We start from the raw sequence: 24,506 nt of genomic DNA on the forward strand, positions 1-24,506 counted from the left end.
CAACACAGCCCACTCGGCATCCGAAAGCTCATGACGACGCACCATGACCAAGATGATCCCTCATCACCTGATCACCTTTGAAGACGATCTCTAGGGGGTCGGGGATGACAGCGCGTTCGTCAAGACGGGGAGTTGGAGTGCATGGGAACGAAGCAGGGGCCGCGCACGCCGAGGCAGAAGTACGGCGAGGAGCTGCGGCTGCGGCGTATCGCGGCGGGGCTGACGCAGGAAGCGTTGAGCGAGATGGTCGTCTGCTCGCCGACCCTCATCAGCCATTACGAGGCGGGGCGGCGGCTGCCCAGTCCGGATGACGCTCAGCGGATCGACCGCGCGCTGGGGACGGACGGGTTCTTCGGGCGGTGGCTGGAGGACTTGGACCCGTATTTCGCTCATTACTTCGGACTGGTCGCCGAGTGGGAGCAACTGGCCACGGAAATCCGACACTACGGATCATCGCTCATCCCGGGTCTGCTCCAGACGAAGGCATACGCTCGCGCCGTGTTCCAGGCGTACAGCCCGAATTACTGCTCGGAGGAACTTGACGAACTCGTTGTCAGCCGCACCAGGCGCAGTCTGATCCTCGACAAGCCATCAACGCCCGTAACGTGGATGCTGCTCGACGAGAGTGCGCTCAGACGCCGTGTCGGCGGACCGCAGGTGATGGCCGAGCAGTTGCACAAAGTGGCGGACCTGGCGGAGTCCGGTCGCGTACGCCTGCACGTGCTGACTCTGGCATCCGGCGCGCACGCGCTTCTGGAAGGCATGCTCTACCTGTTGTCCTTCGCGGACGCGGCCCCTCTGGCCTATGTCGAAGGAGTTCACAACGGGCGCCTGTTGGACGATCCGGCGGTGGTTGACGCCTGCCACACCTCTTACACTCTCGCCCTGAGTGATGCGGCCCCGCGGGAAGAGTCGGTGGCGCTCGTCAGAAGCATCGCGGAGGAGCACGAACATGCACATCACCGAGCCCAGCATCGTTGAGGGCGCGCCGCTGACCGGATGGCGCAAGTCCAGCTACAGCGGTGGGGCCAACGCCGAGTGCCTTGAGGTCGCGGACGGCCACGCCACCATCCCCGTCCGCGACAGCAAGGCCCCCGCAGGCCCGGCCGTCGTCTTCTCCGCAGACGGCTGGTCGTCGTTCGTCACCGCGCTCAAGAGCGGCGACTTCTCCGCCTGACCACAGCCGCCGGGCGGTGTCACGCGCGGGACAGAAACGCCGCGCGCAGGTCCCGGTCCCGGAGTAGCCCGAGGGTCTCCTCCTCGCCGACGAACAAGAGCGCCGCGGCGGGGTGGCCGGCCTGATGGAACATCCCTGCCAGGACGTCCGCGAGCGGACGGTTCCAAGCCAACCGGACGATCTCCGCCGCCTTGTCGTGCTGGCCCCGGTCCGTGGCGATCCGCCACAGTTCGACCGACTGCTTGGCGGTTCCGTACGCCGTTCTGCGGCCGTCGACGAGGACGCCTCGGGAGTTGAGGCCGAACACGGCTATGCACGCGTCGCCCTGAGGAGTCAGCCCTTTGTACGTACACACCGGCAGGACCAGCCGCAGGTGCTCCAGTGGGTCCTGGAGCGTGGGGTCGAGAAGGAGCGGGCTACCGTCAGCTTCGGATCGAGGGAAGCTGTTCCGCTTCTGGTTGCTGTTGCAGTACGCGCAGGCCAATAAGTGGTTGAACCACTCGAAGGTACGCAGCGGAGCAAGGCTCTTCGGCTCGAAGTGGTCGATGTCCGTGCCCTGGCTGTCACCGCAGTACATGCAGCGCTGGTGACCGGGCGCCATGCCGGCGAGGGTAGCCAGCAGACCGTCGCGTACGCGTCGGCGGACGGTGGTGTGAGCCCACAGCTCGGCCGCCCTGGCCTTGCGGTCCGACGCGACGGTCCGCTCGATCTGCTCGGTGTACGACTTGAGATGAGCCACCGTGTCCGGGGGCAGCGAAGCCCGCTCCAGGCGGATCACTCCGCCTCGCCGCCTTCTCCGTCCCCGATCTCCTGGGCGATGCGGTGGAGTTGGGCGGACATCTCGTGGACCCGTGCCGCCGGGGAGCTGGTGAGCAGGTCCTTGAGGCTCTTGTAGCGCGCGACGGTGCCCGGCGAGGTGTCGCCCTCGTACACCTGGGACTCCAGGGCGACGAACTCGGCGCGGACGTGCTCGGCCCGCTCGGAGTACGGGGTGTCGAGACCGAACAGGTCGGAGAGGACCGCGTCGTCGCCGCTGCCGTAGACCACTCGCTCGTACAGGTCCTCGGGCACGACCTCGGGCGCCGCGTCCTCCCTCACCCCCGGCAGACGAATCAGACCTCCGAGGTCAGCCGCCTGGCAGATGTACGGGCTGTGGGTCGTCACGATGAACTGGACGTTGGGGAAGTGCGCGGTCAACCAGGGGCCGATGCGGCGCTGCCAGGAGACGTGGAGGTGGGCGTCGATCTCATCGATGATCACGATGCCCGGGATCTTGTTCACGGCGGTCTCGTCATCGATGGTCTCCACGGTGAGGTCACCGAAGACGTCGTCGTCGATGCCTCCCAGGGCCAGGGCGTCGAAGGCGTCGTGCATCTGCTTGAGGATGTCGACCACCAGAGCGGCCACCGTCCGGAACCCGTCGCTCATCTCACGGAGCGGAAATCGATGACCGTCGCGTCGGACCCACAGCCCCTCGGAGTCGACGTCGTCGACCTCGTAGCCGTCCGGAAGCAGGCCGTCCTTGAGAATGGCCAGCGCGGCGGCCTTGAGGGCGGCGGCTCCCGGCCGTCCCTCCAGGGCCCGCAGGTGCTGCTCGATCAACCAGGTGACTCCCTCGGCGAGCGAGGCGTCCTCGTGGAAGAGGCTCGCCTGCCGGGCGACAGGGCCGGAGGCAAGCATGAGGCGCTGCACGTCTCCCGAACCCCCCGCCATCCGACGGAACGGCCCGTAGCCGGCGCAGAACCAGCCGACCGGGTTGTCCGCCCACGGGCCCCGCTGTGCGGCACTGCTCTGCGCGTCCGTGTAGCGGATCTCCTCCAGCGACGGCCGGCTCCCCCTCCTGCTGTGGTGGGAGAAGCGGGTGTCAGCTGCCCCTTCCTGCGGCGCCCGCCACCGCAGACCGGCCCTGAACCCGGCGTTCGGTGGCCGCCCGTGGGTGAACCGGTCGATGTCCGGGTCCCTGGCGATCTCGACCTCGGCCCGCCCCGCCGAGGTGCCCCGCGTCACCCAGTTGTCGAAGTCCGGCACGAGGCTGCGCGCCGCAGCCGGACCGCTCAAGGCCAGAGCCACGGCCCGGAGCAACGTCGTCTTTCCCGCGCCGTTCCGTCCTGCGAGGACCGTCCAGCCGGCGTGCGAACCGTCCGGACGGGTCAGGGTCAGGTCGACGACGCGCGGGCCGTGGAACGACTTGATGTTCTCGACGCGCACGCGGGAGACATACATGGATGGCGGTTCCGTCCGGTGTGGGAGGTGCTGGGCGGGCTGTTCCGGTTCCGCGTCGGCAGCCACTCGTCCATACTCTTCCCACCCCGTCGCCGCCGCCGCGCAGATCGTTCAGGCGGTCGAGTCTACGAGACGTGACACGGCACGGTCCGTCGCTCAGCCCATGCTCGCCGCGACCTCGCTCCGGAGCTGCGGCAGCTTGTCGTGGAGTACGCCCGGGCAGAGGGTGTCTCCGAAGTCCTTGTGCCCGTAGATGCGGCTCGACGCGATGCCGTACTGCTGGCAGACGTACGCGCAGAGCGTCACCAGGACCTCCCACTGCGCCCGGGGCGGCTGGGCGCCGTCGTGGTACGCGCCTTCGTTGGCGATCCCGATGCCCGCTCCGTTCTGGCCGGAGGTGTGCGCGCCCAGGACGAAGTCGCTGCCGCTCCGCAGCGTGCTGAGGCTGCGGTGGCGGCCCTCGGTGATCCAGCCGCCCCGGCTGACGAGGAAGTGGTAGCCGGTGTCGGTCCACCCGTTCTTGTCCATGTGCAGGTCCTGGACCCAGTGGGCGTGCCGGTGGGCCTGGGCGCGGGAGACGTCGGAGGTGTTGGCGCTGACCGTGTGGTGCACGACGATCATGGTCGGCCGCTTGCCCACCAGCTCGACCGGGCTCCGCGGCGGACGGGCTTTCCACTGGGTCGTGCTGTCGATGTCCGGTTCGATGGCGTCGAGGGCATCGAGGGCGTGGGCCGTACCCGGTAGGGCGGCTGCCGCCAGGCCGCCGGCACCGGCGAGCAGGACGTGGCGGCGGGACGGCTGCGGAAGGTTCACTGCGGGCTCCTGGCGCGTGCGGACGGTATGGGGGCCAGCGGCGGTGACTGCGGCGTGTGGCGGCGGTACGGCCGGGTGAGCCGCCGCAACTCACCCGGCCGTCGCGAGGGCGGCGCCGCTACGCCGTGTTGTTGGCGAGGGCCTGGAGCCGGGTCATGGAGCCGTTGAACTTGTTGCGGTCCACGTCGCCGGAGACCCCGGCGACCCGGCCGGTCGCCGAGTACTGCCAGATCGTCCAGGTGGGGAAGCCGCTGGGGATGTTCGGGCTACTGGTTCCCCAATGGGCCACCCAGAGGGGCGACTTGGTGGCCATGCCGGTCCAGTTTCCGGTGCAGGTGTTCCACCAGCTGGCCGTCGTGTAGATGACGACGTCCCGGGTGGTGCGCGCCTTGTACGTGTTGTAGAAGTCGTTGATCCACGTGCGCATCTGGGTCGTGGAGAGGCCGTAGCACATGGCGCCGTACGGGTTGTGCTCGATGTCCAGCACCCCGGGGAGGGTCTTGCCGTCCTTGGACCATCCTCCGCCGTTGCCCGCGAAGTAGCCCGCCTGCGTCGCCCCGTTGGAGACGTCGGGGCGGGCGAAGTGGTACGCGCCCCTGATCAGGCCGGCGTTGTAGGAACCGGTGTAGTTGGCGCTGAAGCGACTGTCCTTGAAGGACGTGCCCTCGGTCGCCTTCATGTAGGCGAAGTCGATGCCCGCGGCCTTGACCGAGCCCCAGTTGATCGCCCCCTGCCAGTGGGACACGTCGACGCCCTGGACGCCACTGGTGTCCATCGGCGTCACGCCGCCCGCCGCCGAGGACGCCGGGCCCTGCTCCATGCGGGTCCCCGCCCCCATCCACGCCTGTCCGGAGCGGATCGGCTCATCGGGGTCGGGAGGCGCGGCGGCGGCCGTGCCCGTGGCGGTGAGGATCAGCGCCGCGGCGCTGCCGAGCGCCCCTGCCATCAGCGCTCCTCTGGATCTCTTGAGCCGACGGGACGGAGAACGGTACGCGGGCATAGCAACCTCCGGGCACGTTGACGGGAAGAGATCCATGACATCCGATTACCGGACGCCATGGACATGACATGAGTAACGCACGGGCGGAGAGAGGCGTAAAGAGGCCGTTCGGTCTAGACCTGTGTCGCCGCTCCCCACCTGCGAAAACATCGCCGGAGCGGCGTGAACTTTCACTCCTGAAGGTCCCCGACGCCCGATCCCGCCCCGCAGACGCATCAGGACACGTAGCCGTGGCGGCCGGGCGTCGGCCACTCCTTGCTCTTAGTATTCAAGTTTGACTACTCTGCTCGCATGACCGAGACGACCATCCCGATGCTGCCCTGCCGTACCTCGCTGATCGAGACCACCGTCGACTTCTACACCGCCCTGGGCTTCGGGACGACGCACCTCCAGAAGAGCCCGTACGCGTACGCCGTCATCGAGCGGGGATCGGTCGAGCTCCAGCTGTACGGCATGAAGGAGTACGAACCGGCCTCCTCCCACTCCGGGTGTTACGTCCTCACCGATGATGTGGACGGCCTGCATGCCGCGTTCCGGGCGGGCCTCAAGAAGGCCTACGGGCGCGTCCCGGCGCGGGGGCTGCCGCGCATCGGTCCGCTGAAGGACATGTCGTACGGGGTGCGCCAGTTCCTGGTGACCGACCCGACCGGGAACACGATCCGGATCGGGCAGCCGATCAGCGAGGACCAGAACCACCGGCCCGCGCCGAAGGAGACCTTCGCCCGCGCCCTGCACATGGCGGACCTCTTCGCCGACTCCAAGCAGGACCTGCCGGGCGCGGCGAAGATCATCGACCGGGCGCTGGGACTGACGGACGAACGCCCGACTCCGGTGCAGAGGCTGCGACTTCTCGTCCTGCGCGGGGACATCGCCCAGCGGATGGGGGACGCGGAACGGGCGGCGGCGCTGCTCGAAGAGGCTGCGGGGGTCCGCCTCGGGGCGGCGGAACGGGATGCCGCCGCCGACGCCCTGTCCCGGCTCGCCGAACTGCGGAGCTGACCTCCCGGACCGGCCGGGCGGGGCTCCGCCGTCCGTGCGGCGCGCCACACGTTCGGGCCCGGCCGCTCCGGCTCACCTCGGCGGGTCCTCGCCCGTCAGGCCGTCGACCGACTCGCGGATGAGGTCGGCGTGGCCGACGTGGCGGGCGTACTCCTCGATGAGGTCCAGGAGGATGCGGCGGAGGTTCGGGCGTTCGCCGCCGCGCGTGACGTGGGCGCCGAGCTGGTCCAGGCCGCCGCCCGCACTCAGCGCCGCGTCGACGACGGCCCGGGAGCGGGCCGTCGACTCCCGCCACAGCGCGCGCAGTTGCTCGGGGGTGTCCTGGGCGGCGGAGCGGTAGGCCCAGTCGGGGTCGCCGTCCCAGTCCACCGCGTCCCAGGGGGCGCCTACCGGTGTGCCGAGCCACAGGCGGGCGAAGTGGCTGTCCTCCACGTGGGCCAGGTGCTTGAGCAGGCCGCCCAGCGTGACGGCGGACGCGCCGAGCGTGGTGTTCAGTCCGGCCGCGTCCAGGCCGGAACACTTCCAGGCGAGCGTGGCCCGCTGGCGCTCCAGGGCGCCGAGCACGGCTGCCGCCTCGGTGCCGGCGAGAGGCGGCTCGGGCCAGGCTTCCCCGGCGGTCCCCGCCGCGCTCTCCGTCATGGCCTTCGCCGTGTTCTCGGTGCCGGCTTCCGCCGTGTTCTCCGTCATGGCGGGAACGGTAACGGAGCCGGAGAAGCGAAATGGGGCCCGGCCTCGCGGCCGGACCCCCCTCGCTTTCCCCTCCCGTCGGGCCTTCCCGTTCCCCCCGGACCCCTCCCCGGAAGTCCCGACGCCATGTGTGACACGGGAGGGTACGCAAAGGTTGCAGCCCTTTGCGATCTCTTTACCCGAGGCCCCGCGCACAGCCCTCAGCAGGCATGACGCACGTAGCGGTCGGCCACTTCCGCCAGGACTTCCGCCCCGTCCCGGGCCCACAGCGACTCGTTGAAGATCTCCACCTCGATCGGGCCGTCGAAGCCGGCGGCCTCCACGTGGCGGCGGAACGCGCGGAAGTCCACGCTGCCGTCGCCCAGTTGGCCCCGGCCGAGCAGGACGCCCGCCGGGAGCGGGGTGATCCAGTCGGCCAACTGGAAGGAGTGGATGCGGCCGCCCGCACCCGCGCGGGCGATCTCGGCCGGGGCCCGGTCGTCCCACCAGAGGTGGTAGGTGTCGACGACCACCCCGACCTGTTCGGCGGGGAAGCGTTCCGCGAGGTCCAGGGCCTGGCCGAGCGTGGAGACGACGCAGCGGTCGGAGGCGTACATCGGGTGCAGTGGCTCGATCGCCAGGCGTACGCCGCGCGTCGCCGCGTACGGGGCCAACTCCGCCAGCGCGTCGGCGACCCGCTCCCGGGCCCCGTGCAGGTCGCGGCTGCCGGGCGGGAGGCCGCCGGAGACCAGGACCAGGGTGTCGGTGGACAGGGCCGCCGCCTCGTCGATCGCCGCCCGGTTGTCCTCCAGGGCGCGGGCGCGTGACTCTGGGTCGAGGGCGGTGAGGAAGCCGCCCCGGCAGAGGCTGGTGACGGTGAGTCCGGCGTCCGTCAGGAGCCTGGCCGTGCGCTCGACGCCGTACGCCTGCACCGGGGCCCGCCACAGGCCCACCCTGCCGATGCCCGCCTTGACGCAGCCCTCGGTCAGCTCGGGCAGCGACCACTGCTTGATGGTCTCCTGGTTGAGCGAGAGGCGGGAGAGGGGGTCGTCGCTCATCGTGCGCCTCCGTGGACCGCGAGCAGCGAGCGCATCCGGTGTTCGGCCAGCTCCGGGTCAGGGAACAGGCCCAGGCCGTCGGCCAGTTCGTACGCCTTCGCCAGATGCGGGAGCGAGCGCGCCGACTGGAGTCCGCCCACCATCGTGAAGTGGTCCTGGTGGCCGGAGAGCCAGGCCAGGAACACCACGCCCGTCTTGTAGAAGCGGGTCGGCGGCCGGAAGAGGTGGCGGGAGAGCTCGACCGTGGGGTCCAGGAGGGCCCGGAAGCCGTCCACATCTCCCGTGTCCAGCACCCGTACCGCGTGCGCCGCCAGGGGGCCCAGCGGGTCGAAGATGCCCAACAGGGCGTGGCTGAAGCCGCGTTCGTCGCCCGCGATGAGTTCCGGGTAGTTGAAGTCGTCGCCCGTGTAGCAGCGCACCCCGCCCGGAAGACGGCGGCGTACGTCGATCTCGCGCGCCGCGTCCAGGAGGGAGATCTTGATCCCGTCGACCTTGTCGGGGTGTTCGGCGATGACCTTGAGGAAGGTGTCCGTGGCCTCGTCAAGGTCGGCGCTGCCCCAGTAGCCCTCCAGGGCCGGGTCGAACATCGGGCCCAGCCAGTGCAGGATCACCGGCTCGGAGGCCTGGCGCAGGAGGTGGGCGTAGGTGGCGAGGTAGTCCTCCGGGCCCCGCGCGGCGCGGACCAGCGCGCGGGAGGCCATGAGGATCGGCTGGACGCCGTTCTCCTCGGCGAGGGCCAGTTGCTCCTCGTACGCCGCCGTGACCTCGGCCAGGGTGGGCGTAGGACCGTTTACGGGCAGCTGGTCGGTGCCGACGCCGCAGGCGATCGCGCCGCCCACCGCCTTCGCCTCGGCGGCCGATCGGCGGATCAGTTCGGCGGCGCCCGACCAGTCCAGGCCCATGCCGCGCTGCGCGGTGTCCATGGCCTCCGCGACGCCCAGGCCGTGCGCCCACAGGTGGCGGCGGAAGGCGAGTGTGGACTCCCAGTCGACGGCGGCCGGGTCGTCCGGGCTGATGTCCGCGTAAGGGTCCGCGACCACGTGCGCCGCCGAGAAGACCGTACGGGAGGTGGGGGCCGGCGCTCCCGGCGCGAGGTCGAGCGGTGTAGCGCGGGGCGTGTAGGGGCCCTGCGGCAGGTGGATCGTCATGTCAGCGGCCTCCGGCGGCGTCGCGAACCGGTCGCGCGGGTCACAGGGTCAGCTCCGGGACGTCGAAGCGGCGGCCCTCGGCGGACGACTTCAGCCCCAGCTCGGCCAGTTGGACGCCCCGGGCACCGGCCAGCAGGTCCCAGGCGTACGGCTCGTCCAGGGTCACATGGCGCAGGAACAGCTCCCACTGCGCCTTGAAGCCGTTGTCGAACTCCTGGTTGTCGGGGACTTCCTGCCACTGGTCGCGGAACGACTCTGTGACCGGGAGGTCCGGGTTCCAGACCGGCTTGGGGGTCGACGAGCGGTGCTGGACACGGCAGTTGCGCAGCCCGGCGACGGCGGAGCCGTGGGTGCCGTCGACCTGGAACTCGACCAGCTCGTCGCGGTTGACCCGTACCGTCCAGGAGGAGTTGATCTGCGCGACGGCCCCGCCCGCCAATTGGAAGATGCCGTACGCGGCGTCGTCGGCGGTCGCGTCGTACGGCTTGCCCTGCTCGTCCCAGCGCTGCGCAACGTGCGTCTGGACGTGCGCCGTTACGGAGGTGACCTGGCCGAACAGCTCGTGGAGCACGTACTCCCAGTGCGGGAACATGTCGACGACGATGCCGCCGCCGTCCTCGGCGCGGTAGTTCCACGAGGGGCGCTGGGCCTCCTGCCAGTCACCCTCGAAGACCCAGTAGCCGAACTCCCCGCGCACGGACAGGATCTCGCCGAAGAACCCGCCGTCGATCAGGCGCTTCAGCTTCAGCAGGCCCGGCAGGAAGATCTTGTCCTGGACGACGCCGTGCTTGATGCCCGCGTCCCGGGCGAGCCGGGCCAGGTCGAGGGCCCCCTCGACGTCCGTGGCGGTCGGCTTCTCGGTGTAGACGTGCTTGCCCGCCGCGATGGCCTTCTTGATCGCCTCCACCCGGGCCGACGTGACCTGGGCGTCGAAGTAGACGTCGATCGTGTCGTCCGCGAGGACCGCGTCCAGGTCGGTCGACCACTCGGTCAGACCGTGGCGCCCGGCGAGCTCCTCCAGGGCGTGGGCGCGGCGGCCGACGAGCACGGGCTCGGGCCACAGCACCTCGCCGTCGCCGAGATCCAGGCCCCCCTGCTCGCGGATCGCGAGGATCGAGCGCACCAGGTGCTGCCGGTATCCCATGCGTCCCGTGACGCCGTTCATGGCGATGCGCACTGTCCTGCGTGTCACGAAGGTCCCTCCATACGGCTATAGCAAGCGCTTTCTATACGGGATGACGCTAGCCTGCCGACAGCGGCCGGACAAGAGGGGGCCGCGCGTGATCTCACGGAGGACAGCGATGACAGTCACCCTGGCGGATGTGGCGGCCCGCGCCCGGGTGTCCCCGGCCACCGTCTCGCGCGTGCTGAACGGCAACTACCCGGTGGCGGCGTCGACCCGGGAGCGGGTCCTGCGCGCGGTGGACGACCTGGACTACGTGCTCAACGGGCCCGCGAGCTCGCTCGCCGCGGCCACCTCGGACCTGGTCGGCATCCTGGTCAACGACATCGCCGACCCGTTCTTCGGGATCATGGCGGGGGCGGCCCAGACGCAGATCGGCGGCCCCGGGGACGGTTCCGGACGGGCGGGCGGCGAGAAGCTGGCCGTCATCTGCAACACCGGCGGCTCCCCGGAACGCGAACTGACCTATCTCACCCTCCTCCAGCGCCAGCGCGCCGCCGCCGTCGTCCTCACCGGCGGCGCGGTCGAGAACCCGGCCCACCAGGCGGCGATGTCCGCGAAACTGACGAAGCTCGCGGACGCGGGCACCCGGATCGTCTTCTGCGGGCGGCCCCCGCTGCCCGAGGGGGACGCCCTCGTCGCCGCGCTCACGTTCGACAACCGGGGCGGCGGCCGTCGCCTCGCCGAGCACCTGATCTCGCTCGGCCACCGCAGGATCGGTTACGTCGCCGGGCCCCCGGAGCGCACCACCACCCGGCACCGGCTGGAGGGCCACCGGGAGGCGCTGCGCGCCGCCGGGCTGGACGCCGCCGGGGCCGGGGCCGACGGGGGCCGGGGCTCCGACGATCAGGAACTGCTCACCGTGCACGGCCCCTACGACCGGCGCTCCGGCTACGAGGCCACCCTCGAACTCCTGCGCAGGGCACCGGATGTGACCGCGATCGTGGCCGCCAACGACACCGTGGCGCTGGGCGCGTGCGCGGCCGTCCGGGACCAGGGGATCCGGATCCCCCAGGACATCTCGGTCGCGGGCTTCGACGACCTGCCGTTCTCGGTGGACGCGGTGCCCGCCCTGACCACGGTGCGGCTGCCGCTTTTCGAGGCGGGCGCGCGGGCCGGGCGGCTGGCGATGGGCAAGGAGAACCCGCCGCCCGGCGGCATCGCGACCATCGCGGCCGAGCTGATGATCCGGGGGTCCACGGCGGCGCCCCGGGGGTGAGCCGGCGCAGGGATGCCCCTTGGGCCTGTCGGCCCTCAGCCCAGCAGTCCGAGCACCCGCCCCAGCGCGTCCGCGACCGGCTGGGCCACGGGCCCCAGGCTGTTCGCGATCTGGCCGAGCCGCGCCAGGGTGAGGCTTCGCGCGGTCATGGCCTCGCGGTCCATGGCCAGCACGGGCAGGGTCTCTTCGACCGTACGGGCCTGGTCCGGGGTGAGGTGGGCGGTGAGACCGCGGAGCTGGGACTTCAGCTCCTCCACGGCCGCGTGGAGTTCCGGGTCCTGGGCGGCGCCGACATAGCCGTAGTTGACGCCGATGTTCTGGCCGCCGTTCTGGTTGAAGACGGGGCCGTTGTAGGTCGAGTGGTGCGTCGGTTCGGTCATAGCCTGATCCCCGTGTTCTGGCCGCCGTTCTGGTTGAAGACGGGGCCGTTGTAGTTGTTCAACTGGTTCACGTGTGCGGTGAACTCGGCTTCCGGATGGTCGATCGCGTGCACTACCTGCCCGGCGATCGCCCGCAGTTCGTCCACGTTCGGCAGCGTCACGAGCACCAAGGAGCCGCCGGCCGTCTCCACGACCAGGACCGGCTTCGCCGGTGCGATGAGCGCCTTGACGAAAAGGACGACCAGGACGATGAGCAGGACCAGAACCGGAGCCCAGCCGGTCATCGAATAGACGAAGGCCACCAACGCCAGGCCCACCAGGAAGCGGATCACGTTCCGCTCCGGCCTTATCTTGATCGCCTCGACCCGGGTGAGGTTGTGCAGCGGCAGGGCCGCCGCTCCTATCCAGAGCATCCGGCGCTTGACCGAGATCTCCAGTACGCCTCCCGGACGCGGCAGCGGCGGTAGCGGCGGTGGCTGAGAGGGAGGTCCGGCCGGAGGGGCCGGTGGTGGTGAGGCAGGCGGTCCAGACGGTGGCGTCGGTCTGGACGGCGGCCCGAAGTTGCCCGTGGTGTTCATGCGTTCCCCCGTGCACTCGTCTCTCACCCCGCATGCGCGGGAGCCCCATTAAGCATCGGCCCGACCCCGAGCGGCAGACGAGAAACCGCCAATTCTGTTGCCAGGAGCCCGCGTTACCGGCGTCTGCGGGCGAGAGGGCGAAAGATGGGGGCGACTCCCCCATGCGCCCCCACCCGCTCCCCCGCCACGATGAATGCGGGCGGCCCGACCGGGTCCGGCCCGGGACCGGGGAGGTGCGGAGCTGTGGCGGAGAAGGATCTGATCGACAGAGGCACGAGCCGTCGCCCTGCCCCCGCTGTATCCGTCGAGCCGGCCCCTGCCGTCTCCGAGGCGTCCACTCCCGCCGCTTCCGTCGCGTCCACTTCCGCCGCTTCCGTCGCGTCCACTCCCGCCGCGTCCACTGCCGACGCTTCCGCCGCGCCCACTGCCCCCGCTTCCGTCGCGTTCAGGGACGCGGCAGGAGCGCCCTGGTGGCTCCCCGGTGTCGTCGGCGGCAGCCCCGCCGGCGAGCCCGGCTGGGCGGTCTTCGCCCGGGAGGCCGTCACCTCGGCGCCGCGTGACGTGGTGGTCCCCGACCGGGCGTACCCGGGGCTCAGCGGCTTCGGGCCGGTCGTCGCACCGTTCGTCGAGGCGGCGGCCCGGCGCCTCCGGGACGCGCTCGCGCAGGACGCCCCGGCGGTCGGCGGCCCGGCGGTCGGCGGCCCGGTCAACGGCGGCCCGGTCAACGGCGGCCCGGTCAATGGCTCCGGGAACGGCCGGGCGGCCGGCCCGACGACGGACGGCCCGGTGGCGGACGGCTCCTCGCCCCTCCTGGCGGACTTCCGGCGGCAGCTGACGCGTCGGCTGTCCCGGATCGCGGCGCGCACCCTCGTCACGGAGCTGCACGAGGCCCGGCGGCTGGGCCGGCTGAGCGGCGAGGGGTCCGAGGAACGCTTCCGGGACTTCGTACGGCAAACCGCCCGCCGCGACGGTCTCGCCCTGCTCGTCACCGGCTATCCCGTGCTGGCCCGCCTCCTCGCGACGGCCTGCCTGAACGCGGGGGACGCGTTCGCGGAGATGGCCGCGCGGCTCGCCGCCGACCGGCACCTGCTGACCCCCTCGGGGGTGCTCGGCGACCGGGCCGGTTCCCCGGAGTGCGGGCGCGGCGGGAGCGCGGGGCCCGGGGCGCTCACCGGTGTCGAGGCCGGGGCGGGCGACAGCCACCGCGGCGGCCGGTCGGTGATGCTGCTGCGGTTCGCCGACGGCGCCCGGCTGGTCTACAAGCCGCGTCCGCTCGCGGCGCACCGGCACTTCAACGCCCTGGCCGAGTGGTTCGGTTCGCTGTCCGGCGCTCCGGAGCTGCGGGTGCCGCGGGTCCTGGACCGGGGGGAGTACGGCTGGGCCGAGTTCGTCGAGGAGCGGCCCTGCGCCTCGGCCGCGGAGACCCGGCAGTTCTACCGGCGCCAGGGCGCGCTGCTGGCGCTGCTGCACACGCTGGACGGTACGGACCTGCACCACGAGAACCTGATCGCCTGCGGCCCGCACCCGGTGCTGGTCGATGTGGAGACGCTGTTCCACCCGCCGCTGGGACCCGCCCGGTCCGCCGATCCGGCCGCCCGGGCCCTGCACGACTCGGTCCACCGGGTGGGCCTGCTGCCCCAGTTGCTCGTCGGGGACACCACCGCGCTCGACATGTCCGCGATCGGTGGGGGCCGGGCCGCGTCGTCGCCGATCGAGACCGCCGACTGGGCGGACGCCGGTACCGACCGCATGCGGCTGGTGCGGCGGGCGGGCCGGTTCACCGAGTCCGCCAACCGGCCCCGGCTGGGCGGAGTGGCGGCCGACCCCTCCGCGTACACCGAGGCCCTGTGCGGCGGCTTCCGCGCCGGATACACCGCGATCAGCGAGCACCGGGACGAACTCCTCGACGACGGAGGCCTGTTGCGGCTCTTCGCGGCGGACGAGGTGCGCGTCGTGCCCCGGCCGACCTGGACGTACACGACGCTTCTGGACGAGTCGACCCACCCCGACCTGATGCGGGACGCCACCGAACGCCACCAGATCCTCTCGCTGCTGCGCACCCCGCTCCTGGGCGTGCCCGCGCTGCCCGGCGTGGAGGACGAGGAGGTCGCGGAGCTGTGGCGCGGCGACGTGCCGGTGTTCGGCACCCGGCCGGGAGGCGCGGAGCTGTGGAGCGGCACCGGCCGTACGGTTCCGGGGCAGCCCGGCGGTGGCCCCGCCGGCCCCACCGGGCTGGCCCGCGTCGAGGCGAAGGTGCGCGCGATGGACACCGTGGACCGCCAGGACCAGGAACGGATCATCCGGGCCGCCATGGTGAGCACCTCGCCCGAGCCTCCGCACCGGGCGGCGCCGGGCGGCCGGTCGCGGAGCGCGGCGACCGCCCCGGAACCCGAGCAACTCCTGTCCGCCGCGCGGTCCGTGGGCGACCAGCTCGTCTCCCTCGCCTACCGGCACGAGCGCCGCACCAACTGGATCGGGCTCGAACTGCTCGGCGAGCGCTACTGGCGGCTCACCCCGATGGCGGCGGACCTCGCGGGCGGCTACACGGGGCCCGCGCTCTTCCTGGCGCAACTGGCCGCACTCACCGGCGTCTCCCGGTACGCGGAGGCGGCCCGTGAGGCGCTCGCCCCGGTCCCGGGGCTGCTGGACGCGCTGCACGGGCGGGCCGACGAGCTCGGGTCCCTGGGCTCCGGCGCCTTCGCGGGCCTCGGCGGCATCGCGTACGCGCTGACCGAGGTGGGCACGCTGCTGGGCGACCGGGAGGTGCTGGACCAGGCCGGCCCCGCCGTCCGGCTGAGCTGCGCGGCGAGCGCGGCCGAGGACGGGTACGGGGTGCGCGGCGGGGCGGCGGGCGGGCTCGTCTCGCTGCTCGCGGTGCACCGCGCCACCGGCCGCCCGGAGGCTTGGCGTGGTGCCGAGCGCTGCGCCGAGCGGATCGCCGCCGCCCCGCTCCCCGACGCGGGGGGCTTCGCCGACGGGGCGGCGGGGATCGGCTGGGCGCTGCTGCGCTTCGCCGGGGCCGGGGGCGACGCACAGCACCGGGGCGCCGGACTGGACGCCCTGCGCCGGGCGACGGCCGGGGCGGACCGCGTGAGCACAGCCACCGTCGGAGCGCCGCACGGTACGCCCCCCGCAGCGCCGCACGGAGCGACCGCCGGGCCGGCTCACGAAGCGACGGCCGGGGCGGACCGCGTGACCGCCACCGCAGCGCCGCACGGAACGACCGCCGGGTCGGCTCACGCAGCGGCGTTCGGAACGGCGGCCTGGCCATCGGCCGGGCCCGCCTGGTGCGACGGGGTGGCCGGCATCGCGCTGGCGATCGCGGACAGCCCCGACGCGCTGGCGGACCCGGAGCTGTCCGGCTGGCTCGCGGTGCGCTCCGGCGAGCTGGCGGGCATCGGTCCGCTCGCCGACGACAGCCTGTGCCACGGGGAGGCGGGGCTGCTCGAACTCCTCGGCCACAGCGCGCTCCCGGCGGCGCGGCCCGCGTGGATGCGCCGGGCCGGGACGCTGCTGGCCTCGGCGGACCGGGCGGGCCCGCAGTGCGGGACGCCCGGCCGTGTACCGCACCCGGGGCTGCTCACCGGGCTCTCGGGGATCGGGCACGGGCTGCTGCGGGCCGGGTTCCCCGACCGGATCGGGTCCGCCCTGCTCCTGCGCCCCTCCCGGGCGCCCTGACCGAACCACGGATTTCGACGACGGCAACCACCACCACCCAGAGGATGAGGCAGAGATGAACCAGTTCGGCGAATCGGCCCTGCAAGCGTCCGGCGAGATCGCGCACGAGGGCACACCCGAGCACCCGGCGGGGCAGATCTCCTTGGGGTCCACCGGAGGCCTCGGTGCGCGCGGCAGACTTCTCAGCGCCTCGGAGGGAGAGAGCGGCTACAGCCACGACCTGCCGTGGACCACCATGACAGCCCCGTGGTGAGCGGTTCCAGCCAACTCAACCGCGAATAAGCCGAATTGGTCCGCTGTCGTAGGGGTTGGGGCTCCAGTAGCCTGCGGCCATGCGAGCCACTTCGCCGGTCATCGTCGGGCGGGACGAAGAGATCGGACTGCTGAGCAGCGCCCTGGACGCCGTACGGCGGCGTTCGGGGCGCGCGCTGTTCCTCCTCGGGGAAGCCGGTATCGGCAAGTCCCGGCTGGTGGGCGAGTGCGCCTACCGGGCGTACGGGCTCGGCATGCCGGTGCTACGCGGCCGGGCCACCTCGACCGGGCTCGTCGTGCCCTTCCGTCCGCTCGCGGAGGCGCTGGCGTCCCGGTTCCGGGCCGCGGGCACCCCGACCGATCCGGAGCTCGCGCCCTACCACCCGGCGCTGGCCCGGCTGGTCCCGGAGTGGCGCGGGGACGGGTCCCCCGGCTATCCGGAGACGGTCGTGGAGCTGGCCGAGGCCCTGCTGCGGCTGCTGTCCGTGCTGGGCCGGGAGGCGGGCTGCGCGATCCTGCTGGAGGATCTGCACGACTGTGACACGGAGACCGTCGCGGTCGTCGAGTACGTCATCGACAACCTGGCCGATCTGCCCATCCTGTTCCTGGGCACCCTGCGTCCGGAGCCGGGCGCGGCCCTGGACCTCGTACGCTCCGCCGAGCGCCGGCACGCCGCGACCGTACGGGAGCTGGGACCGCTCCGCGAGGACCGGGTACGGGCGCTGACAGGCGCGTGTCTGGAGGCGCGGCCGGAGGAGATACCCGAGTCGGTGCACCGCCGGCTGGCCGAACGCGCCGCGGGCAACCCGTACTTGCTGGAAGTCCTGCTGGCGGACCTGCTGGACACCGACCGGCTCCGGCGGACCGACGACGGCTGGGAGGCGGTGGAGCAGCCGGACGGTTCGGTCCCCTCGGACATCGTCCGCAGCTGGGCCCGCAGGCTGGAGCGGCTGGACGAGCCGGTGCGCGACCTCCTACTGGCGTCGGCCACCCTGGGCAGCCAGTTCTCGGTGACCGTGCTCCAGACCGTCACCGGTTTCGAGGACCGGGTCCTGTTCACCCATCTGCGGTCGGCGGTGGAGGCCGGTGTCATCGCCCCGGACGGCGCGGCCCCCGACCGCTACACCTTCCGGCACTCGCTGACCGCCGAGGCCCTGATCTCCTCGCTGGCGCCGGCCGAGCGCGCCTCGCTGGCCCGCCGCGCCGCCGTGGCCATCGAGCACGCGGGGCAGCCGCTGGACGAGGACGGCCGGCAGCTCGTGGCGGCGCTGCAACTGGCCGCGGGCAACCGGGCCGGGGCGGCCCGCCAGTTCGCGGAGGCGGGAAGACGGATGCTCGCTTCGGGGGCGCACGGCTCCGCCGTGGTGCTGCTGGAGCGGGCGCACCCGCTGGCCGCCGAGAGCGACCGGGCCGCCGTCGCCGAGTCGTTGGCGGTCGCCCGTGCCGAGGGCGGCGATCTGGACGGCGCACTGGCGCTGGCGGACGCGTTGCCGCCGGTTCCGGCGCGTTCCGAGGCCGCCGCCCGGCGCGGCCTGATCCACATCGAGCTCGCCTGGGCGGCGGTCATGGCGGAGCGCACCGCCGAAGCGGCGCTCCAGGTCGAGGCGGCCCGCGTCCTGCTGGGTCCGTCGCCGCCGGCGGGCCGCCGGGCCGCGCTCGTGGTGGTCGACGGGTATCTGGCGCTGCTCCCCGGGCACGGTGAGAAGCCCCGGGATCCGGCGGATTCCGAGCGGGCCGTCCGGGAGGCCGCCGAGACCGCCGAGGCCGAGGGGCTGCCCGTGGTGGCCTGTCAGGCCTGGCAGTTGCTGGCGCTGCTGCGGCGCGAGGAGGGTTTCGACGCCGCGGACGCGGCGCTGGAGCGGATGCTCTCGATCTCCACCGAACACGCCCTGCCGGTCTGGCGGGTGGAAGCGCTGGTGCGGCTCGGCGCGAACGCCTTCATGCGGACCGGGGACGCGGCCCGGCTGCTCTCCGCGCGAGCGGCGGCCACCGAACTGGGGGCGCTGCTGCTGACCCGTACGGTCGACGGGCTGCTCGCGATGAACGCGGTGATGTGCGCCCGGTGGGAGGAGGCGCAGGAGATCATCGGCCGCTCGACGGAGGCCAGTGCCCGGGTCGGCGACCGGTCCGCCCACCGGTATCTGCTGCTGGCCGGGGCGACGATGGCCGCGCACCGGGGGCGGCGGCGGGACATGGACCGGGCGCTCGCCGCGTTCCGGCGGGCCGGGGGCGAGCAGTCGCTGCTGGTGCCGCTCCGGTCGGGTCTTTGCCGGGCGTTCGGGGCGCTCCTGGAGGAGGACCGGGCGCGGGCGGCGGCGGGGCTCGACGAGGCGCTGGCCTGGGAGGCGGACCACCCGAGCTACTACTACCTGAGCGGGCGGTACGGGCTGCGCCCGCTGCTGCGGGTGCTGGCGGGCGACGCGGACCGGGCGGAGCTGGCCCGCGCGCGGGCGACTCCCGGAGGGTGTCTCGCCTGGAACCGGCAGTTCCTGGAGCTGGCGGACGCGGTGCTGCTGGGCCGGGAGGGGGATCCGGCCGGGGCCGCCCGGCTGATGGCGTCGTTCGATGTGCGGTCCGCGCCCTTCCCAGTCGCCCGCCACCTGGGGCTGCGACTGGTCGCGGAGGCGGCCCGCGCGGACGGGTGGGGCGAGCCGGTGGCGTGGCTGCGGTCCGCCGAGGAGTACTTCTACGGGGCCGGGGTCCAGCCGGTCGCCTCCGCGTGCCGGGCGGCGCTGCGGCAGGCCGGGGCCAGCGTGGGCCAGCACCGGGGCGGCTGGGACCGGATCCCGTCGCCGCTGCGGGCCGGCGGGGTGACCCCGCGCGAGTACGAGGTGTTCGTGCTGCTGCCCGAGCGGCCCGGGAACCAGCAGATCGCCCGGCGGCTGTCCATCTCGCCCCGCACGGTGGAGAAGCACATGGCCAGTCTGCTGAGCAAGACCGGGCGCGCGGACCGGGCCGCGCTGTGCGAGTTCGCCGCCGAGTGCGCCGCCGAAACGGCCTGAGGCGGGGTCCGCCCGAACGGCCCGGGGCGGGGTCCGCGCGAGCTGCTCCGAGGCGGGGCCCACCCGAACCGGTCCGAGGCGATCTCCGCCCGCACCGGCCCGGCGTGGGCCCCCTCGGGGGGCGTGGGTCCGCTCCGGGGGCCGTGGGGGCCGGGGCGGGGCCGTAGGGGCCGGGGCAGGGCCGTAGGGGCCGGGGCAGGGCCGTGGGGGCCGGGGCGGGCAACATGGGGGCGCCGGGCGGTTTCGGTCGGGTGGCCGGGCGGAAAATGCGTGCGGGGCCCCGATGTGCGGGGGCCGGGGCGGCAGCAGGATCGGGGCGTACGTACGGCCCAGTCCGCCGCCCGTCCCCGTTCCGGAGGCCCGCTGATGAACCGACCTCCCGCCCGTACCGGTTCCGCAGGTGCGGTGTACGTCTCCCTGCTCGGCCCGCTCACGGCCCGGCTGGACGACCGTGAGCTGCCGCTCGGCCCGCGAAAGCAGCGGCTGGTCCTCGCCACGCTGCTGGCCCGCCCCAACACCCCCGTACCGGTGGGCGTGCTGACCGACGCGGTGTGGCCGGACGACCCGCCCCGTACCGCCCGCAAGAACCTCCAGGTCTACGTCAGTGCCGTCCGGGCCCTCCTGGGGCCCGCCGGTGACGGGGGCCGGGGACGGGTGGTGCACGGCTGCGGGGGCTACCTTCTGCGTATCGCGGAGGACGAGCTGGACACCCTGCGGTTCGGGGCGCTGGCCCGCGCGGGGCGAGCGGCGGCCGGTCGGGGCGATCTGCCCGGCGCGGCCCGGCTCCTGCGTGAGGCACTGGACCTGTGGGAGGGGCCGCCGCTGAACGATCTGCGGGACTCCGCCGAGGTCGCCGAGGAGGCCCTCCGGCTGGAGGCCCGCTGCCTGACGGTGTTCGAGGACTGGGCGGAGACCGAGATCGAGCTGGGCCGGGCCGCCGTCGCGGTGGACGGGCTGCGGGATCTGGTGGAGCGCCATCCGCTGCGGGAACGGCTCCGGGCCGCCTGGATGACCTCCCTGCACCAGTCGGGCCGGCAGGCCGAGGCGCTGGCGGTGTACGACGACTACCGGCAGCTGATGTCGCGGGAGCTGGGGCTGGAGCCGAGCCCGGCGATGGCGGCGCAGTACCGCTCGATGCTCGGCCCGGGGCGCGAGGCCCGGCGGCCCGCCGCCGCCCGGGAGGCGGGGAGAGCGGAGACGCTGCCCGCCTGTACGGGGGCCTTCACCGGCCGCCGCGACGAACTGCGGGACCTGCTCGACGTGCTGGGCGGCGGCGAGGAGCGTGTGGTGGTCGTCTCGGGCCCGGCCGGGGCGGGGAAGTCGGCGCTCGCGGTCCGGGCGGCGCATCTGCTCGCCGAGCGCTTCCCCGACGGCCGCGTCCATGTCCGGGTGCGCCGGGAGGACGGTACGGCCCGGAGCCGGGCGGACGTCCTGGCGGAGCTGGGGCGGCTGTGCGGGGTGGCGGGCGGGGCCCCCGCGAAGCCGGAGGGCGGGCCGGCGGACGTCCGTGTGGCGACGGCCGCCCTCGCGGACGCCTGGCAGGGGTGGCTGGCCCGGCACCGGGCGCTGGTCGTCCTGGACGGCGTGCCGGACGAAGCGGCCGTACGGGGGCTGCTGCCCCGGTCCGGGAAGTGCTCCGTACTGGTCACCGCCCGGGGGCAGTTGGCGGGGCTCGCCCCGGTGCACCGGATCGCGTTGCCCGCGCTGGCGGACGGTGAGGCGCTGGAGCTGCTGGGGAAGCTGATCGGGGCCGGGCGGCTGCGGACCGACCCGGGGGCGGCGTTGCGGATCGTCCGGGCCTGCGGGGCGCTGCCGCTCGCGGTGGAGGTGAGCGGGATGCGGCTCGCGGTGCTGCGGCATCTGCCGCTGGCGGAGTACGCGGACCGGCTCGGCGATCCGTCGGCCGCCCTGGACGAACTGGTCGCCGGAGACGTCTCCGTACGGGATCGGATCGCGTCCGGCTGGCGGGATCTCGCGGACGGCGACCGGTGGGTGCTGGGGCGGCTGGCGGGGTTCACCGAGGACGGGGGCTTCACCCTGGACCGGGCCACGGCGGCGCTGGGCTGCGGGGAGCGGGTGGCGATCCGGGCGGTCGAGTCGCTCATCGGCGCCGGTGCGGTGACCTCGCCCACCGGGGAGGTCACCGCGCACGCCGCACTGTACGAGGTGCCGAGACTGCTCGGCCTGTACGCCCGCGAGCGCGAGGCCCCCGCCCGCCCGGGGGAGCAGGCCGAACGCGAGACCCCCGACCGGCCCGGCGCACCGGCCGGGCCGGAGGAGGCTTCGGACCTCCTGGGAGCGGGGGCCGAGCGGGACACTTCGGGCCTTCCGGAAGTGGGGGCCGAACGCGAGACCCCGGGCCGGTCCCGCGCACCGGCCGGGCGGGAGGAGGCATCGGACCTCCCGGGAGCGGGGGCCGAGCGCGAGGCCCCCGAGCGGCGCGGTGTACCGGCTTCCGCGCTCATCCCAGGGTGAGCAGCTCCAGCAGACCGTGCGGCCGGTCGTCGGCGGGGGTTCCGTGGGAGGGGCCGCCGGCTTCCCCGCCGGCCAGGTGGTGCAGGGCCATCAGCAGCCCCGCCGCGCCGGTGGCCAGGTCGGCGGAGCAGCGCATCAGACCCGCCCCCGGGACGAGCAGCCGGTCCTCGTCGGCGACCAGGTGCCAGGAGAGGTTGCGTACGGAGGCCAGGACCCCGGGGGCCGTGCGGCCTTCCGGCGACAGGGCGCCCGCCACGGCCATGAGCCCCGCCCGGCCGGTGAACAGGCCCGGCTCGCGGACGAATTCGAAGGCGCAGCCCTTGGCGACCCCGGGCAGCAGGGCGGCCAGTGCCGCGTCGGCGGCCGAGGTCGGCCCGGTAGGGAGCTCCGGGGAGTCACGGCGGGCCAGATAGGCCTGGGCCACCAGGGCGAAACCTCCGCTTCCCTGGTCCAGGTAGAGGAAGTGCCGCCGGCCGTCCTTCACCTGGACGGTGCCGTCCGGCATGGTCACGCAGTGGGCCGCCTCCGCCGCGAGGGCCCGGCCGGCGGCCGCCAGGAACTGCTCGTCGCCGGTCAGGGCGTGCAGTTCGAGGTGGAGCAGGGCCGCACCGCTCAGCCCCCGCAGCAGCCCCGCCGACGCGGGTGCGCGCAGCCCCGGCACGGACTCGCCCCGCACCAGCCGGTCCAGGTCGTGGGCGGTGCGGGCCGCGGCGTCGACGAGGTCGTGGTCGGTCTTGGCGTCGGGCGATCCGTCCTCCGCACGGTCCGGCCGGGCCAGACGCAGCGCGGCGAGCGCGATGCCCGCGCGGCCGTTCATCAGGTCGGCCGAGGCGGACGGGGGCGCGGCGGCTGACCGTTCGTGGAGTTCCCGGCCCTCCTCCCGGCGGCCCAGCGCGGACAGCACCACCGCCGTGCCCGGCAGCCCGCCGTAGAGGCCGCCCGGCGACGCGGGGTCCCGTCGCCGGGCCGTGTCGACGAGCCAGTCGGTCCAGGCGCGCGGCACCGGGGCGCCGATGCGGTGCAGGGCGTGGAGCACCCCGGCCGCCCCGTGAGCGACGTCGCTCCCGCCGGTCGAGAAGACCTCGGGGTCCCCGGGGAAGAGGCGGTCGGTGCGGTCGGGCGTCGCCCCCGCGTGGATGCCCCGCAGCAGCCGGTCCCGCAGCCCGGCCCAGTCCGGCTCGGGGCCGTCGAGCAGCGCGGCGGTCTCCCGCTCGCCGCCGTCGGCGCTCTCCGCGGCCCGCAGCGCGGCGGGCCTGCGCGGTCCCGCTCCGGCGTCGAGGCCGTACCTCCGGCGGGCCCACCGTTCCAGGGTCAGCGCCTTGGCCCGGTCGTGGCCGGCCATCTCCATGATGGGCATCAGCATGTAGAGCCAGGTCGCCCAGAGGGCGTAGGCGTCGGCCTCCGCGCCGATGGTCCCGGCGGGCGCCTGGAGCCCCGGGGCGCCCGCCACCGGGGTGTCCCGGTCGTCGAGGGCCGTGGCGTACTCGAAGTCGATCAGGGCCACGCGGCCGTCGGGTCGGATGATGATGTTGGAGGGGTGGAGGTCGCCGAAGCGCAGCCCGCGCCCGTGGACGGCGGCCAGTGCCTCGGTCAGCCGCTCGGTCACCGCGTCCACCCAGTCGGTGTACGGGGCGAGTTCGGCGGCCGTGCCGGTGCTGTGGAGCAGGGCGAAGCGGCCGACGATCTCCTCCAGGAGCGTGGTCCCCTCGATGTGCTCCTCGATCAGGAAGTGGTGCTCCCACACGGTCCGTACGCCGTACACCTCGGGAACGCAGTCCAGCCCGGCCAGCGCGGTCAGGGCCCGGTGCTCGCGGTGCAGCCGGGTCACCGCGTCGTCGCCCGCCTCGTCAAGACCGCTGTGCGGCCGGGCCTCGCGGAGCACCACCTGACGGCCCGTCTCCCGGTGCCGGGCCAGGTAGATGCCGCCCGCGTTGGAGAACTGGAGGGCTTCGGACACGTCGTAGGGGAAGGCGGCGTCCCCGGCGGCGGCGCGGGCCGCCAGGTGCGGGCGCAGTTCGTCGGGGACGGTGACCCACGGCGGCACCCGGAACACCACCCCGCGCTCGTCGGGCACCAGCTCGCCGGACGGGTGGCGCAGGGCCAGCACCCGTTCGCCGTCCTCGTCGAGGCACCAGCGGGAGACGAACGCCCCGTACCGGACGTACACCGGGGCGTCGCCGATCCGCAGGTCGCTGAGGATGTAGGGCCCGCGGCGGCCGGCGAGGGCGCGGGCCAACTCGTCCAGCACCCGCAGGAAGACGGTCTCGTCCGGTGGGTAGAGGGTGATGAACTTCCCGGCGCCCCCACGGGACATGTACTTGCCGGACATCAGCAGGAGGGCCCGCTCGCTGCGGAGGAACTTGAACGGCACCTCGTGGGCCCGGCAGATCCGGGCGGTGTCGAGCAGGGTCTCCTCGGCCTCCTCGGGGACGGTGGAGACATGGATCTTCCAGCCCTGCCCGGCCGGTTCGCGGTCCGGGGGGAGCAGGGAGGTCCACAGTCCGCCGGCGACCCGGCGCCAGCCGTCGGCCGGCGGTTCGGAGTCCAGCGGGTAGCGGGTGTCCGCGTCCTTCAGCCGGGCGGGGGTCTCGTAGTACGTGCGGTCGGCGAGGCAGTAGAGCTGGGTCTGGTGGAGACCGGGCACGGGGTTCCTCC

General features: G+C 73.6%; 19 protein-coding genes. 8 read left to right on the plus strand and 11 right to left on the minus strand.

All coding sequences use genetic code 11. From position 1 onward, the window contains the following. The first annotated feature begins 141 nt into the window (after positions 1-141). Positions 142-981, plus strand: a complete 840-nt coding sequence (locus tag ACH4KB_RS33685) for a Scr1 family TA system antitoxin-like transcriptional regulator (protein ID WP_398070193.1) — start codon at positions 142-144, stop codon at positions 979-981. Further along, positions 953-1,177 (plus strand): DUF397 domain-containing protein, encoded by a 225-nt coding sequence (locus ACH4KB_RS33690; RefSeq protein ID WP_398070195.1) that lies wholly within the window; start codon positions 953-955, stop codon positions 1,175-1,177. The genes ACH4KB_RS33685 and ACH4KB_RS33690 overlap by 29 nt, the downstream gene beginning before the upstream one ends. Before the next feature lie 19 nt (positions 1,178-1,196). On the opposite strand, the gene ACH4KB_RS33695 is transcribed toward ACH4KB_RS33690, so the two are convergent. From ACH4KB_RS33695 to ACH4KB_RS33710, 4 genes are all read right to left on the minus strand, one after another. After that, positions 1,197-1,955, minus strand: a complete 759-nt coding sequence (locus ACH4KB_RS33695) for an HNH endonuclease (RefSeq protein ID WP_398070196.1) — start codon at positions 1,953-1,955, stop codon at positions 1,197-1,199. Next, positions 1,952-3,400 (minus strand): AAA family ATPase, encoded by a 1,449-nt coding sequence (locus ACH4KB_RS33700; RefSeq protein ID WP_398070198.1) that lies wholly within the window; start codon positions 3,398-3,400, stop codon positions 1,952-1,954. Before ACH4KB_RS33700 ends, ACH4KB_RS33695 begins: the two co-directional genes overlap by 4 nt. A 156-nt stretch (positions 3,401-3,556) precedes the next feature. Then, positions 3,557-4,213, minus strand: coding sequence for a peptidoglycan recognition family protein (locus ACH4KB_RS33705; protein WP_398070200.1), 657 nt, complete (start codon positions 4,211-4,213; stop codon positions 3,557-3,559). A 118-nt stretch (positions 4,214-4,331) separates the two neighbouring features. Beyond that, positions 4,332-5,213 carry a lysozyme gene (locus ACH4KB_RS33710; protein WP_398070202.1) on the minus strand — a complete coding sequence of 294 codons (882 nt, stop codon included), beginning with the start codon at positions 5,211-5,213 and terminating at the stop codon, positions 4,332-4,334. A 291-nt stretch (positions 5,214-5,504) separates the two neighbouring features. Between ACH4KB_RS33710 and ACH4KB_RS33715 the strand changes: the two genes are divergently transcribed. Next, the gene (locus ACH4KB_RS33715) at positions 5,505-6,212 is read left to right on the plus strand and encodes a bleomycin resistance protein (RefSeq protein WP_398070203.1); all 708 of its coding nucleotides are present in this window, start codon (positions 5,505-5,507) and stop codon (positions 6,210-6,212) included. A 72-nt stretch (positions 6,213-6,284) separates the two neighbouring features. On the opposite strand, the gene ACH4KB_RS33720 is transcribed toward ACH4KB_RS33715, so the two are convergent. From ACH4KB_RS33720 to ACH4KB_RS33735, 4 genes are all read right to left on the minus strand, one after another. Beyond that, a complete protein-coding gene (locus ACH4KB_RS33720; protein WP_398070364.1) occupies positions 6,285-6,851 on the minus strand; it encodes a DinB family protein in 567 nt (188 codons plus the stop codon). Positions 6,852-7,099: 248 nt separating this feature from the next. Then, positions 7,100-7,936 (minus strand): sugar phosphate isomerase/epimerase family protein, encoded by an 837-nt coding sequence (locus ACH4KB_RS33725; protein ID WP_398070205.1) that lies wholly within the window; start codon positions 7,934-7,936, stop codon positions 7,100-7,102. Beyond that, entirely contained in the window at positions 7,933-9,084 is a 1,152-nt protein-coding gene (locus ACH4KB_RS33730; protein ID WP_398070207.1) for a dihydrodipicolinate synthase family protein, read from the minus strand. Before ACH4KB_RS33730 ends, ACH4KB_RS33725 begins: the two co-directional genes overlap by 4 nt. Positions 9,085-9,124: 40 nt before the next feature. Further along, positions 9,125-10,276, minus strand: coding sequence for a Gfo/Idh/MocA family protein (locus ACH4KB_RS33735; RefSeq protein WP_398070209.1), 1,152 nt, complete (start codon positions 10,274-10,276; stop codon positions 9,125-9,127). A 109-nt stretch (positions 10,277-10,385) separates the two neighbouring features. Here ACH4KB_RS33735 and ACH4KB_RS33740 point away from each other — a divergent pair, with 109 nt between their 5' ends. Further along, the gene (locus ACH4KB_RS33740) at positions 10,386-11,486 is read left to right on the plus strand and encodes a LacI family DNA-binding transcriptional regulator (RefSeq protein WP_398070211.1); all 1,101 of its coding nucleotides are present in this window, start codon (positions 10,386-10,388) and stop codon (positions 11,484-11,486) included. A gap of 35 nt (positions 11,487-11,521) precedes the next feature. On the opposite strand, the gene ACH4KB_RS33745 is transcribed toward ACH4KB_RS33740, so the two are convergent. Both ACH4KB_RS33745 and ACH4KB_RS33750 read right to left on the minus strand, forming a co-directional pair. Beyond that, positions 11,522-11,866, minus strand: a complete 345-nt coding sequence (locus ACH4KB_RS33745) for a hypothetical protein (protein WP_398070213.1) — start codon at positions 11,864-11,866, stop codon at positions 11,522-11,524. After that, positions 11,863-12,324 (minus strand): DUF6232 family protein, encoded by a 462-nt coding sequence (locus ACH4KB_RS33750; protein WP_398070366.1) that lies wholly within the window; start codon positions 12,322-12,324, stop codon positions 11,863-11,865. The genes ACH4KB_RS33745 and ACH4KB_RS33750 overlap by 4 nt, the downstream gene beginning before the upstream one ends. Positions 12,325-12,687: 363 nt before the next feature. Here ACH4KB_RS33750 and ACH4KB_RS33755 point away from each other — a divergent pair, with 363 nt between their 5' ends. The 4 genes from ACH4KB_RS33755 (at position 12,688) to ACH4KB_RS33770 (ending at position 21,851) form a co-directional block, all read left to right on the plus strand. Next, on the plus strand, positions 12,688-16,122 hold the full coding sequence (locus tag ACH4KB_RS33755; RefSeq protein ID WP_398070215.1) for a type 2 lanthipeptide synthetase LanM family protein: 3,435 nt from the start codon (positions 12,688-12,690) through the stop codon (positions 16,120-16,122). Positions 16,123-16,177: 55 nt separating this feature from the next. Continuing rightward, positions 16,178-16,375 (plus strand): hypothetical protein, encoded by a 198-nt coding sequence (locus ACH4KB_RS33760; RefSeq protein ID WP_398070217.1) that lies wholly within the window; start codon positions 16,178-16,180, stop codon positions 16,373-16,375. A gap of 79 nt (positions 16,376-16,454) precedes the next feature. Beyond that, positions 16,455-19,376, plus strand: a complete 2,922-nt coding sequence (locus ACH4KB_RS33765) for an AAA family ATPase (protein WP_398070219.1) — start codon at positions 16,455-16,457, stop codon at positions 19,374-19,376. A gap of 366 nt (positions 19,377-19,742) precedes the next feature. Further along, on the plus strand, positions 19,743-21,851 hold the full coding sequence (locus ACH4KB_RS33770) for a BTAD domain-containing putative transcriptional regulator (protein ID WP_398070221.1): 2,109 nt from the start codon (positions 19,743-19,745) through the stop codon (positions 21,849-21,851). Here ACH4KB_RS33770 and lanKC read toward each other — a convergent pair. Next, complete coding sequence (gene lanKC, locus ACH4KB_RS33775; RefSeq protein ID WP_398070223.1) at positions 21,838-24,495, minus strand: class III lanthionine synthetase LanKC; 2,658 nt, start codon at positions 24,493-24,495, stop codon at positions 21,838-21,840. The genes ACH4KB_RS33770 and lanKC overlap by 14 nt on opposite strands. Between the last annotated feature and the right edge of the window lie 11 nt (positions 24,496-24,506).

It is taken from the genome of Streptomyces sp. NPDC017520, from assembly GCF_044329855.1.
GTDB lineage: Bacteria > Actinomycetota > Actinomycetes > Streptomycetales > Streptomycetaceae > Streptomyces.